Source organism: Pseudarthrobacter sp. RHLT1-30-1 (assembly GCF_059383415.1).
In genome coordinates, this window is sequence record NZ_JBWZCG010000050.1 from 1 (window position 1) to 12,636 (window position 12,636).

Below are 12,636 nucleotides of genomic sequence, written 5' to 3' on the forward strand. Positions count from 1 at the left end.
CTCTTTTCTTTTTCTTTTTCTCCTGACGCCCCCACCCTCTCGAACAAACCCCCAAAATCCCCCCCCCGTCGCCCCCCCCCCCCCGCTTCTTCGCGGATCAGGGGGTGGTTAGGCGCCCACGATGTTGTATTCCGGGCCGAAGGGGAACTTCGTGATGTTCTCGGCACCGTCCTCGCCGACCACCAGGATGTCGTGCTCGCGGTAGCCGCCGGCGCCGGGCTGCCCGTCCAGGACGGTGATCATCGGTTCCATCGAGACGACCATGCCCGGTTCCAGCACGGTGTCGATGTCCTCGCGGAGCTCCAGACCGGCTTCCCGGCCGTAGTAGTGGCTGAGCACACCGAAGGAGTGTCCGTAGCCGAAGGTCCGGTTGGCCAGCAGGCCGTGGCCCACGTAGATCTCGTTCAGTTCGGCGGCGATGTCCTTGCAGACGGCTCCCGGCTTGATGAGTTCGAGGCCGCGCTTGTGGACCTCCACGTTGATGTTCCAGAGCTCGAGGGAGCGGGCGTCGGGTTCGCCGTAGAACAGGGTGCGCTCCAGGGCGGTGTAGTAGCCGGACGTCATGGGGAAGCAGTTCAGGGACAGGATGTCGTGTTCCTGGATCTTCCGGGTGGTGGCCCAGTTGTGGGCGCCGTCGGTGTTGATGCCGGACTGGAACCAGACCCAGGTGTCGCGGATTTCCGAGTCCGGGAAGGTCCGGGCGATTTCGTGGACCATGGCTTCGGTGCCGATCAGGGCGACCTCGTATTCGGTGATTCCGGCCGTGATGGCGTTGCGGATGGCTTCGCCGCCCAGATCACCAATGCGGGCACCGTGCTTGATGACCTCGATCTCTTCGGCCGACTTGATCATCCGCTGGCGCATGGCCGCCTGTGCGACGTCGACCAGGGTGGCGGAGTCAAAGGCTGCCTGGATCTTGTTGCGGTTGTCCAGCGGGAGCGAATCGTCCTCGACGCCGATCCGGCGGGGGTTGATACCGCGGGTGCGGAGTGCCTCCTGGATGGCGAAGATGTAGTTGTCCCGGCGCCAGTCCGTGTAGATCACGTTGTCGCCGTAGCTCCGGCGCCACGGCATGCCGGCGTCGATGTTGGCCGTGACGGTCACGGTGTCGTCCTTGGTGACCACCATGGCGTAGGAGCGGCCGAACGAGGTGAAGAGGAAGTCGGAGTAGTACTTGATGGAGTGGTAGCTGGTCAGGACGACGGCGTCCAGGCTCTTCTCCGCCATGATGCGGCGCAGCCCTGCAAGCCGGCGCTCAAACTCGGTATCGGAGAACGTGAGGCTGACCTTCTTGCCGTTGTTCAGGACCTTGAGGCGCTCCAGCTTGGTGACGTCGTTGGCGGCTTCGATTTTCGTGCTGGTCATGGTGTGTTGCCTTTCTTCAATGAGAACTTTGAGCAGTTGCGTTCAGAGCAACGCTGTTGCAACAGGCTATGCGTGACCGGCGACACAGTCAAGGCCTATTTATCCAAGTTCTCTGGAAATGACAACATCCCTGTCGCAATGAAAAAAGTGATTGACGCAACACCGTCATCCCCTTAGAGTTGCATCCAACGCAACACTGTTGCATTCGTCTAGAAGTTTCCTTGAACCGAAAGAGGCCGCCATGACGGGCACCCTGAACCACTCCCTGGCCAGCGTCGACGCCGACGTCGCACGCGCCATTGACCTTGAACTGGAACGCCAGCAGTCCACCCTTGAGATGATTGCGTCGGAGAATTTCGCGCCTGCCTCGGTCATGGAGGCGCAGGGTTCGGTTCTGACGAACAAGTACGCCGAGGGCTACCCGGGCAAGCGGTACTACGGCGGCTGCGAGCACGTTGATGTGATTGAGCAGCTGGCGATTGACCGGGTCAAGGCCCTGTTCGGCGCGGAGGCTGCGAACGTGCAGCCGCACTCCGGCGCCCAGGCCAACGCCGCGGCGATGTTCGCGCTGCTGGAACCGGGCGACACCATCATGGGACTGTCGCTGGCGCACGGTGGACACCTCACCCACGGGATGCGCATCAACTTCTCCGGCAAGCTCTACAACGTGGTCCCGTACCACGTGAGTGAGGGCAGCCACCTGGTCGATATGGCCGAGGTTGAGGCCCTGGCCCTCGAACACCGCCCCAAGATGATCGTGGCCGGCTGGTCGGCATACTCCCGGCAGCTGGACTTCGCGGAGTTCCGCCGGATCGCGGACCTGGTCGGCGCGTACTTGATGGTGGACATGGCGCACTTCGCCGGCCTGGTCGCCGCCGGACTGCACCCGAACCCGGTGCCGTTCGCCGACGTCGTCACCACCACCACGCACAAGACCCTGGGCGGCCCGCGCGGCGGTGTGATCCTGAGCAAGGAGGAGTACGCGCGCAAGATCAACAGCGCAGTGTTCCCCGGCCAGCAGGGCGGCCCGCTGGAACACGTCATCGCCGCCAAGGCCGTAGCGTTCAAGATCGCCGCGTCGGCCGAATTCAAGGAACGCCAGGCACGCACGCTCGAAGGTGCCCGCCTGCTCGCGTCCCGGCTCCTGGCCGATGACGTCGCCGCGGCCGGGATCTCCGTGGTCAACGGCGGCACGGATGTCCACCTGGTCCTGGTGGACCTGCGGCACTCCGAGCTGGACGGGCAGCAGGCCGAAGACCGGCTGCACCGGATCGGCATCACGGTCAACCGCAACGCCGTCCCGTTCGACCCCCGCCCGCCGATGGTGTCCTCCGGGCTGCGGATCGGCACCCCGGCCCTGGCCACCCGCGGCTTCGGCGCCGCCGAATTCGCCGAAGTGGCCGACATCATCGCCACCGCACTCACCTCCCCCGCAACAGAGAACGAACTCAGCGGCGAAACCGCCTCGGCCCTCCGCGCCCGGGTCAGCGCCCTGGCGGGAAGATTCCCCCTGTACCCGCACCTTGGCACGGCACCGGCCCTCGAGGCAGAACTGATTGGAGCAGCACAATGAGCACGGAACAGCTTCCGGAGCACCCGGAATTCCTCTGGCGCAACCCGGAGCCGAAGTCCTCGTACGACGCCGTGATTGTTGGCGGCGGCGGGCACGGCCTCGCCACCGCCTACTACCTGGCCAAGAACCACGGCATGACCAACATCGCCGTCCTGGAAAAGGGCTGGCTCGCCGGCGGGAACATGGCCCGGAACACCACGATCATCCGCTCGAACTACCTCTGGGACGAGTCCGCCGCGATCTACGAGCACGCCCTGAAGCTCTGGGAGATCCTGCCGGAGGAACTCGAGTACGACTTCCTGTTCAGCCAGCGCGGCGTCATGAACCTCGCCCACACTTTGGGCGACGTGCGTGAAAGCATGCGCCGGGTCGGTGCGAACAAGCTCAACGGCGTCGACGCCGAGTGGCTGGACCCCAAGCAGGTCAAGGAACTCTGCCCCATCCTGAACATCAACGACAACATCCGTTACCCCGTGATGGGCGCGACCTACCAGCCCCGGGCAGGGATCGCCAAGCATGACCATGTCGCCTGGGCGTTCGCCCGCAAATGCGATGAACTCGGCGTGGACATCATCCAGAACTGCGAAGTCACCGGCTTCGTCAAGGACGGAAACAAGGTGGTCGGCGTCAAAACCAACCAGGGCACCATCCACACCGAAAAGGTCGGCCTCTGCGCGGCCGGACACAGCTCGGTGCTCGCCGAAATGGCCGGCTTCCGGCTGCCGATCCAGTCGCACCCGCTCCAGGCCCTCGTGTCCGAACTGCACGAACCGGTCCACCCCACCGTGGTGATGTCCAACCACGTGCATGTCTACGTCTCCCAGGCCCACAAGGGCGAACTGGTGATGGGCGCCGGCGTCGACTCCTACAACGGCTACGGCCAGCGCGGATCCTTCCACGTGATCGAGCACCAGATGGCAGCCGCCGTCGAGCTCTTCCCGATCTTTGCCCGGGCCCACGTGCTCCGGACCTGGGGCGGGATCGTGGACACCACCCTGGACGCCTCCCCCATTGTCGGCACCACCCCGGTGGAGAACATGTTCGTGAACTGCGGCTGGGGAACCGGCGGCTTCAAGGGCACCCCCGCCGCGGGGCTGACCTTCGCGCACACCATCGCCACCGGCACACCGCACACCCTGAACAAACCCTTTGCCCTCGAGCGCTTCGAAACCGGCGCCCTGATCGACGAACACGGCGCCGCCGCCGTGGCCCACTAGAAAGAGGTACGGACATGCTCCTGATTCCCTGCCCCAACTGCGGCCCCCGGGACGAAACCGAATACCATTACGGCGGCCAGGCCCACGTGCCCTACCCCGAAAACCCGGCAGAACTCACCGACCGGCAATGGGCCGAGTACCTGTTCTACCGTGACAACACCAAGGGCGCGTTCGCCGAACGCTGGCTGCACAGCACCGGCTGCCGGCAATGGTTCAACATGCTCCGCGACACCGTCACCTACGACATCCAGGCCGTCTACCCGATGGGCCAGCTCCGCCCCGCCACGGGAACCACAGCCCCCACCGTTCCCAGCCCCGTCTCCCCGGAAGGAGCAGTCAAATGACCGCTCAGCCGCAGCCCGCGCGTCTGTCCACCGGCGGACGCATCGACCGCAGCGTCTCCTGGCGCTTCACCCTGGACGGCGAGGAATTCACCGGCCACCCCGGCGACACCCTCGCCTCGGCCCTGCTCGCCAACGGCCGGATCGCCGCCGGCAACTCCCTCTACGAGGACCGGCCCCGCGGCATCATGTCCGCCGGCGTCGAGGAATCCAACGCCCTGGTCAAGGTCGCCGCCCGCTTCCCGGGCCACGTCGCCGAGTCCATGCTCCCCGCCACCACCGTCACCCTGGTCGACGGCCTGAAGGCAGAACTGCTCAACGGGCTCGGCAAGCTCGACCCCGAAGAGGATCACGCCGAGTACGACAAGAGGTACGTCCACACCGACGTCCTGGTCGTCGGCGGCGGCCCGGCGGGCCTGGCCGCGGCCCGCGAAGCCGTCCGCAGCGGCGCCCGCGTCATCCTCATCGACGACCAGCCCGAACTCGGCGGCTCGCTGCTGTCCGGTTCCACCGATCCGGCCCTCGCGGAGACCATCGAAGGGGTACCCGCCCTGGACTGGGTGTCCAATGTTGAAGCCGAACTGATCTCCGCGGCTGAGTGCACGGTCCTGAACCGCACGTCCGCGTTCGGCTCCTATGACTCCAACTACGTCATCGCTGCCCAGAACCGGACGGACCACTTCCTGACCCCGGCCGCGCCGGGCGTGTCCCGTCAGCGTATCTGGCACATCCGCGCCGCCCAGGTAATCCTGGCCCCCGGCGCCCACGAGCGCCCGCTGGTCTTCGAAAACAACGACCGCCCCGGCATCATGCTCGCCTCCGCGGTCCGCAGCTACCTCAACCGCTACGCCGTGGCCGCCGGCTCGCGGGTGGTCATCGGCACCACCAACGACAGCGCCTACGCCCTGGCCGCGGACCTGAAGGCCGCCGGCATCCGCGTCGAAGCGGTCGTGGATGCCCGGCCGCAGCTGAGCGGAACCGCCGCGGCCGCCGCCGCAGCCGGTACCCGTGTGCTGGTGGGCAGCGCCGTGGCTGACACCACCGCTGCTGACTCCGCTGACGGCCGGCTCGCCGGCGTCACCGTCCGCAGCATCAACGACGACGGCGAACTCACGTCCGGCGTCGAGCAGCTGGCCTGCGACGTGCTGGCCGTCTCCGGCGGCTGGTCCCCCGTGGTGCACCTGCACTCCCAGCGCCAGGGCAAGATCCGCTGGGACGATGACCTCGCGGCGTTCGTCCCCAGCAGCGTCGTCCCCAACCAGCAGGTGGCCGGCTCCGGCCGCGGCAGCTTCGCCCTCGAGGACTGCCTCGCCGAGGGCATCTCCGCCGGCGCGGCGGCTGGTGGCGCCGCCGGTTTCGACCCGGAAAATTCCGGCGCGGCCGCCGATCCGCTGGTCTTTTCCGAGCCGAAGGCGTCCGCCCCGACCCGGCAGCTCTGGATGGTTCCGGGGCAGGAAGGCGGCCCGGATGACTGGCACCACCACTTCGTCGACTTCCAGCGCGACCAGTCGGTGGCCGACGTACTCCGCTCCACCGGAGCCGGCATGCGCTCGGTGGAACACGTCAAGCGCTACACCTCGATCAGCACCGCCAACGACCAGGGCAAGACCTCCGGCGTCAACGCGATCGGCGTCATCGCCGCCGCGCTCCGGACAGCCGGCGAAGCGTCCCGGGGCATCGGCGAGATCGGCACCACCGCGTACCGCGCCCCGTTCACCCCCGTGGCGTTCGCGGCCCTGGCCGGACGCCAGCGCGGCGAACTCTTCGACCCCGCCCGGCTCACCTCCATCCACCCCTGGCATGTCGCCCACGGCGCCCTGTTCGAGGACGTCGGCCAGTGGAAGCGGCCCTGGTACTACCCGCAGGACGGAGAGGACATGGACGCCGCCGTGCTGCGCGAATGCGCCGCCGTCCGCGAATCCGTGGGCTTCCTGGACGCCACCACCCTGGGCAAGATCGAGATCCGGGGCAAGGACGCCGGTGAGTTCCTGAACCGCGTCTACACCAACGCCTTCAAGAAACTCGCTCCGGGGTCCGCCCGCTACGGCGTCATGTGCACCCCCGACGGCATGATCTTCGACGACGGCGTCACCCTGCGCCTCGACGCGGACCGGTACTTCATGACCACCACCACCGGCGGCGCCGCGAAGGTCCTGGACTGGCTGGAGGAATGGCTGCAGACCGAATGGCCGGACCTGGATGTGCACTGCACCTCCGTCACCGAGCAGTGGTCCACGATCGCCGTCGTCGGGCCCAAGTCCCGCGCCGTCGTGGCGAAACTGGCCCCCGAACTGGCAGCCGACGGCGGCCTCGACGCCGAGGCGTTCCCGTTCATGGCGTTCAAGGAAACCACCCTGGCTTCCGGCGTGCAGGCCCGGATCTGCCGGATCTCGTTCTCCGGTGAACTGGCCTACGAAATCAACGTCCCGTCCTGGTACGGGCTGAACACCTGGGAAGCCGTGGAAGCGGCCGGGGCGGAATTCAACATCACCCCGTATGGCACCGAAACCATGCACGTCCTCCGCGCCGAGAAGGGCTACCCGATCGTCGGGCAGGACACCGACGGCACCGTCACCCCGCAGGACGCCGGGATGGAATGGGTGGTCTCCAAGGTCAAGGACTTCATCGGCAAACGCTCCTACGCCCGCAAGGACGCGGAACGCGCCGACCGGAAGCACCTAGTCAGTGTCCTGCCGGTGGACGGCACCATCCGGCTGCCCGAAGGCACACAGCTGGTGGAACAGGGCATTCCGACCAACCCCGCCGACGGGCCAGTTCCGATGCAGGGCTTCGTGACCTCGAGCTACCACAGCGCGGCGCTGGGCAGGTCGTTTGCCCTCGCCCTGATCAAGAACGGCCGCAACCGCATCGGCGAGACCCTCGTGGCCGCCGCCGGGGACCAGCTGGTGGACGTTGTTGTCGCAGAAACCGTACTTTTTGACTCTGAAGGGACCCGCAAAGATGGCTGACACTGCAGCACTCAAGAACTCCAAGAAGATCCAGACCCTCCGGAAGAGTCCGGCGGCGCCGCTGGGACAGGCCTTCGAGTCCGGATCCGTTCCGGGCACCGTGGAACTGCGGGAAGTGCCGTTCCTGACCATGGCCGGGCTCCGGGTCGATCCGGCCGGCGACGCCGGCGGGCGCCTGGGCGCGCTGACCGGGGGCCTGCCGCCCGCGTCGGGCGAGGTCCGAAGCAGCGGCGATACGGCTGTGCTGTGGCTGGGCCCGGGTGAATTCCTGCTCGTGGCCCCCGCCGAATCCCACGAGAGCCTGGGCGGCGACCTGCCGCGCACGCTGGTCGAGGCCCTGGGCGACGGCGAGGGCCAGGTGGTGGATCTCTCCGCCAACCGCACCACGCTTGAACTCTCCGGCCCGCGGGCGCGTGCCGTCCTGGAGAAGGGCTGCTCGCTGGACCTGCATCCCCGCACGTTCAAAACGGGGACGGCGCTCTCCACGGAAATCGGCGGCATCCCGGCCGTCCTGTGGAAGACCGCCGACGAGGCCTACCGGATCTTTCCGCGGGCGTCCTTTGCGGAGTTCCTGGGCCGCTGGCTCCTGGACGCCATGCGCGAGTATGCGTCCCCCGAGGTCCCCTGATGGCGCTGAGCGTCCTTGACCTCTTTTCTGTTGGCATCGGGCCGTCCTCCTCCCACACGGTCGGCCCGATGCGGGCAGCAAAACGCTTCGCGGACGGGCTCAAAAGCGACGGGCAGCTGGGCTCGACGACGCGGGTGCAGGCCGAGCTGTTCGGTTCCCTCGGCGCCACCGGCCGGGGCCACGGTTCGGACAAGGCCGTGGTCCTGGGCCTGCAGGGCCAGGACCCCGAGTCGGTGGACACCGCAACGGCCGATGACCAGGTCGCGGCCGCGGCCCTGGATGCCGAACTGCGGATCGGCGGGGACCACCGGGTGGACTTCAACTGGGACGAGGACGTGCTGCTGCACCGGCGCAAATCGCTCCCGGCCCACCCCAACGGCATGACCTTCCGGGCGCTGGACCACGCCGGGGCCGTGCTGAAGGAACGCAGCTACTACTCGATCGGGGGCGGCTTCGTCGTGGACGGGGACGCCGCCGGCGGGGACCGGGTGGTCGCCGACGACACGGTGCTGCCGTACCCCTTCACCACCGCCGACGAACTGCTGGAAATCTGTCAGCGCGAGAACATGTCCATCTCCGACGTGATGCTCGCCAACGAACTCGTCTGGCGCACCGAAGCCGAACTCCGGGAGAAGCTCCTCGCGCTGTGGGCGGTGATGCGCCAGTGCGTGGACAACGGCTGCGCCGCGGAGGGCATCCTTCCCGGCGGGCTCAACGTGAAGCGGCGCGCCCCGTCGTTGTTCCGGACGCTGGCGGCGTCAGCCGCCAGCGCGGACGAGGCGGCCCGCAACCCCTCGCCGGTCCAGGTGCCCGCCGACCCGCTGCTTGCGATGGAGTGGGTGAACCTGTTCGCCCTCGCCGTCAATGAGGAAAACGCCGCCGGCGGGCGGATCGTCACCGCTCCGACCAACGGTGCGGCCGGGATCGTGCCGGCGGTGCTGCACTACTACGTCAAGTTCGTCCCCGGAGCCAACGACGACGGCGTCATCCGCTTCCTGCTCACGGCAGCCGCCGTCGGGATCCTGTTCAAGATCAACGCCTCCATCTCGGGGGCCGAGGTCGGCTGCCAGGGCGAAGTCGGGTCCGCCTGTTCAATGGCGGCGGCCGGGCTGGCCGAGGTCCTGGGCGGGACGCCCGAACAGGTGGAAAACGCCGCCGAAGTCGGAATCGAACACAACCTCGGGCTGACCTGCGACCCCGTCGGCGGGCTGGTGCAGATCCCCTGCATCGAACGCAACGCCATCGCCAGCGTCAAGGCCATCAACGCCGCCCGCCTGTGCCTCCACGGCGACGGCAGCCACAAAGTATCGCTGGACCAAGCCATCAAAACCATGCGCGAAACTGGAGCGGACATGAAAACGAAGTACAAGGAAACCTCCCGCGGTGGCCTCGCCGTGAATGTGATTGAGTGCTGAACCGTGGATACCCCGAACAGCAGCGCCGCTGAATACGTCCTGACCCTCGATTGCCCGGAAACGCGCGGGCTCGTCCACGCCGTGTCCGGGTTCCTGCTTGATCAAGGCTGCGACATCCTGGAGAGCAAGCAGTTCGACTCGCAGGATGACGGCCACTTCTTTATGCGGCTCCACTTCGCGTCGGCCGGAGTCCCTGATGGAGACTCGACCGGCGGACCGGCCGGCATTGAGGCGCTCCGGGAAGCCTTCGTGCCCGTCGCGGAAAAATTCGGCATGCAGTGGCAACTGCGCGAACACGCGGCGAAACGCCGGGTCCTGATCATGGTGTCCAAATTCGAGCACTGCCTCAATGACCTGCTGTTCCGCGCCCGCATCGGCGAACTGCCCATCGAGATTGTCGGCGTCGTCTCAAACCATCCGGATCACCGCGGGATCGTGGAATGGCACGGCATCCCCTTCTTCCATGTGCCCGTCACGGCCGACACCAAGCCTGCAGCCGAAGCGCGTTTGATGGAGCTCGTCGACCGGCTCGACGTCGAACTGGTGGTCCTGGCCCGCTACATGCAGGTGCTCAGCGACGACCTCACCCGCCGGCTGGACGGCCGCGCCGTCAACATCCACCACTCCTTCCTGCCCAGCTTCAAGGGCGCCAAGCCTTACCACCAGGCGCACGCCCGCGGCGTGAAGACCGTCGGCGCCACCGCCCACTACGTCAACGCGGAGTTGGATGAGGGCCCGATCATCTCGCAGCAGGTGGTCGAGGTGGACCACACCTTCGGAGCCGACGACCTCGTGGCCGCCGGACGTGACACCGAGCGGAAAGCCCTGTCCAACGCCGTCCGCTGGCACTGCGAGGGACGCGTGTTCCTGCAGGGCAACAGGACCGTCGTGCTCCGCTGACCCCCCGGGCGTTGGGCCGGCCGGACCGCGGCGCCGCCCGCAGGCGTTCCCGCCCAGTTGCACTCCCCCACACCGCAGAAGCCCCGGCGTGTTCTCAAGGACACGCCGGGCTTTCCGTGTCCGGGCAGTAGCAACCGGGCAGGAGCGCTCGATATCCACCCTGCCCTGCCGTTCCCTCTTCGGCGCCGCCGTGGCACACTGGGGGAACTATCGAGTGACTGGGGGGATTCCACGTCAGGAGATCGTCATGGGCACTGTGATGCACCCCCGCACTTCCTGCTTTCGGTGGGCGGTGAGCAACTCGTGATGATGATGGGCTGGGCCTACCTCATTGCGCTAATTATCAGCATTGACGGGCTCCTGCTGGGACTGCTGCTGCTCAACGTGAAGTGGCCAAAGCCCTGAGCCTGCGTGCTGAGCAACCCACTGAGCCCAACACTGGCCGGCTGACCCGGTTGACCCGGTTGACCTGATCCCCGGGCCGCATCCGCTTTGCTGGCAAAGAAACATTTCCTGCGGGCGGACGTAATTTTGGTGTGTGGTCCACGCAACAGCTAGTGTGTGAGGTGTGTCACCCACAAAAGACACACGCTTTTGATCTGCGGCGGGAGAGTCCTGCCGGTACGTTCAGCAGGCGCCGTAGGAGCAAATCCTCCCCAGGAATCTCTCAGGCCCACGTACCGCCGCGGCGAGGCAACTCTGGAAAGCAGTCCGGTTACCGGGCTCACCGAAGGTGCAAGCGGCGCTCTGTAACAGCAGGGTCCGCGGAAACTCTCAGGTCACAGACAGAGCGGGGAGGAACCCGAATCAACGCGGCGCCTCGGCGCCGCCTGAAACTTGGAGTTCCTGCGTGACGATCCAGTCCTGCCCGTCGACATTCGCCGCCCGCGTCACGGCCGCCCGCCCCACCGCCGCCCGCAACACCAGCTCCCCCCACATCCGCCCTCGCCGCCAGGACGACGTCGACTCCACTGCGGGTTCGTCGGCCACCACGCCGGAAACCGGCTTCGCTGCCCACCCGCTCCAATCCGGCCCCGAGGATCTCGAGATCCCGCTGCCGGAGTAGCCCCCAACGTGGTGCCGGTTCCGGTTCTTGGGGGACCGGAACCGGCACCACCCCCGCCGTTGACCCGTTGTCCGGCTGCCGTCGTTCCCACAAGTTATTCTCACCAAAGGTATTAATCATGGCTGTTGGAGTCTTTGATCTTTTTTCCATCGGGATTGGGCCCTCGAGTTCGCACACCGTGGGTCCGATGCGGGCTGCGGCAGTGTTTGCTGAAGAACTCAAGGCCTCCGGTGTGATGGACCGGGTGGCATCGCTGCGGGTGGATCTGTACGGCTCGCTGGCCGCTACCGGGCACGGTCACGGCACGATGACGGCGATCCTGCTCGGCCTGGAGGGCTTCCACCCCGAGCTGATCCTCCCGGCGGAGGTGGAGGAACGGCTCGCCACGATCGCGGAGACCGGCATCCTGCAGCTGGCCGGCGAAGCAACCGGGGATGGCGAAGGGACCGGGGAGGGCGCGGGGGTTCCGTTGCCCTACGGGGTGAAGGACATGGTCCTGCGGCCGCTGACGATCCTGCCGCGGCACACCAACGGGATGACGTTCACGGTCGCCGGCGCCGACGGCGAGGTCCTGCACACGGCGACGTTCTTCTCGGTCGGCGGTGGTTTCATCGTCCGGGAAGGCGAGGAGGACGCCGCGCTGAAGGAACTCGACGAGTCCAAGAAGGAACTGCCGCTGCCGTTCCGCACCGCCGCGGAGCTGCTGGGCCGCTGCCAGGCCAAGGGCCTCTCGATCGGGGAGATCATGTTCATCAACGAACGCGCCTCCCGCACCGAGGCCCAGATCCGGGAGGGGCTGCTGCACATCTATTCGGTGATGGAGGCCTGCGTCCAGGTCAGCCTGGGCCGCGAGGGTCTGCTGCCGGGCGGGCTCAAGGTCCGCCGCCGGGCACCGGACTGGCACGAACGGCTGCTGAAGGAAACCCGGGGCCAGGACCCCGACTACCGGGACCCGAAGTACTGGCAGGAATGGGTGAACCTGATCGCGCTGGCCGTGAACGAGGAAAACGCCTCCGGCGGCCGGGTCGTGACCGCCCCGACCAACGGCGCGGCCGGGATCATTCCCGCGGTGCTCTACTACGCCCTGCACTTCGCGCCCGGCATGGACAAAGCCAGCCAGGCCGACCGGGACGATGTGGTGGTGAAGTTCCTGCTGACCGCC

The 12,636-nt window shown here is 67.1% G+C and carries 10 protein-coding genes and 1 riboswitch; of the genes, 9 read left to right on the top strand and 1 reads right to left on the bottom strand.

Going from position 1 to position 12,636, the window contains the following annotated elements:
• Positions 1-108 precede the first annotated feature (108 nt).
• Positions 109-1,365, bottom strand: coding sequence for an aminopeptidase P family protein (locus tag AC50YM_RS20205; RefSeq protein WP_494958716.1), 1,257 nt, complete (start codon positions 1,363-1,365; stop codon positions 109-111).
• A 241-nt stretch (positions 1,366-1,606) separates the two neighbouring features.
• Between AC50YM_RS20205 and glyA the strand changes: the two genes are divergently transcribed.
• The 9 genes from glyA to AC50YM_RS20250 all read left to right on the top strand — a co-directional run.
• Positions 1,607-2,938 (top strand): serine hydroxymethyltransferase, encoded by a 1,332-nt coding sequence (gene glyA / locus AC50YM_RS20210; RefSeq protein WP_494958717.1) that lies wholly within the window; start codon positions 1,607-1,609, stop codon positions 2,936-2,938.
• On the top strand, positions 2,935-4,155 hold the full coding sequence (locus AC50YM_RS20215; protein ID WP_494958718.1) for a sarcosine oxidase subunit beta family protein: 1,221 nt from the start codon (positions 2,935-2,937) through the stop codon (positions 4,153-4,155). Before glyA ends, AC50YM_RS20215 begins: the two co-directional genes overlap by 4 nt.
• A 14-nt stretch (positions 4,156-4,169) precedes the next feature.
• A complete protein-coding gene (locus AC50YM_RS20220; protein WP_494889944.1) occupies positions 4,170-4,499 on the top strand; it encodes a sarcosine oxidase subunit delta in 330 nt (109 codons plus the stop codon).
• Positions 4,496-7,465 carry a 2Fe-2S iron-sulfur cluster-binding protein gene (locus tag AC50YM_RS20225; protein WP_494958719.1) on the top strand — a complete coding sequence of 990 codons (2,970 nt, stop codon included), beginning with the start codon at positions 4,496-4,498 and terminating at the stop codon, positions 7,463-7,465. The genes AC50YM_RS20220 and AC50YM_RS20225 overlap by 4 nt, the downstream gene beginning before the upstream one ends.
• Complete coding sequence (locus AC50YM_RS20230; RefSeq protein ID WP_494958720.1) at positions 7,458-8,093, top strand: sarcosine oxidase subunit gamma; 636 nt, start codon at positions 7,458-7,460, stop codon at positions 8,091-8,093. Before AC50YM_RS20225 ends, AC50YM_RS20230 begins: the two co-directional genes overlap by 8 nt.
• On the top strand, positions 8,093-9,508 hold the full coding sequence (locus AC50YM_RS20235) for an L-serine ammonia-lyase (protein WP_494958721.1): 1,416 nt from the start codon (positions 8,093-8,095) through the stop codon (positions 9,506-9,508). Before AC50YM_RS20230 ends, AC50YM_RS20235 begins: the two co-directional genes overlap by 1 nt.
• Positions 9,509-9,511: 3 nt before the next feature.
• Positions 9,512-10,408 (top strand): formyltetrahydrofolate deformylase, encoded by an 897-nt coding sequence (gene purU, locus AC50YM_RS20240; protein WP_494958722.1) that lies wholly within the window; start codon positions 9,512-9,514, stop codon positions 10,406-10,408.
• A gap of 595 nt (positions 10,409-11,003) precedes the next feature.
• Positions 11,004-11,101, top strand: a riboswitch (glycine riboswitch).
• Between the two features lie 157 nt (positions 11,102-11,258).
• A complete protein-coding gene (locus tag AC50YM_RS20245; RefSeq protein ID WP_494958723.1) occupies positions 11,259-11,474 on the top strand; it encodes a hypothetical protein in 216 nt (71 codons plus the stop codon).
• A 118-nt stretch (positions 11,475-11,592) separates the two neighbouring features.
• Positions 11,593-12,636, top strand: a 1,044-nt coding sequence (locus tag AC50YM_RS20250; protein WP_494958724.1) for an L-serine ammonia-lyase, incomplete at its 3' end; no start/stop codon positions are given.

Excerpts from the sequence above, each read along its gene's own strand:
- AC50YM_RS20235 (WP_494958721.1), top strand. The coding sequence starts at position 8,093 with ATGGCGCTGAGCGTCCTTGACCTCTTTTCTGTTGGCATCGGGCCGTCC.
- AC50YM_RS20230 (WP_494958720.1), top strand. The coding sequence starts at position 7,458 with ATGGCTGACACTGCAGCACTCAAGAACTCCAAGAAGATCCAGACCCTC.
- glyA (WP_494958717.1), top strand. The coding sequence starts at position 1,607 with ATGACGGGCACCCTGAACCACTCCCTGGCCAGCGTCGACGCCGACGTC.
- AC50YM_RS20225 (WP_494958719.1), top strand. The coding sequence starts at position 4,496 with ATGACCGCTCAGCCGCAGCCCGCGCGTCTGTCCACCGGCGGACGCATC.
- AC50YM_RS20215 (WP_494958718.1), top strand. The coding sequence starts at position 2,935 with ATGAGCACGGAACAGCTTCCGGAGCACCCGGAATTCCTCTGGCGCAAC.
- AC50YM_RS20220 (WP_494889944.1), top strand. The coding sequence starts at position 4,170 with ATGCTCCTGATTCCCTGCCCCAACTGCGGCCCCCGGGACGAAACCGAA.
- AC50YM_RS20205 (WP_494958716.1), bottom strand. The coding sequence starts at position 1,365 with ATGACCAGCACGAAAATCGAAGCCGCCAACGACGTCACCAAGCTGGAG.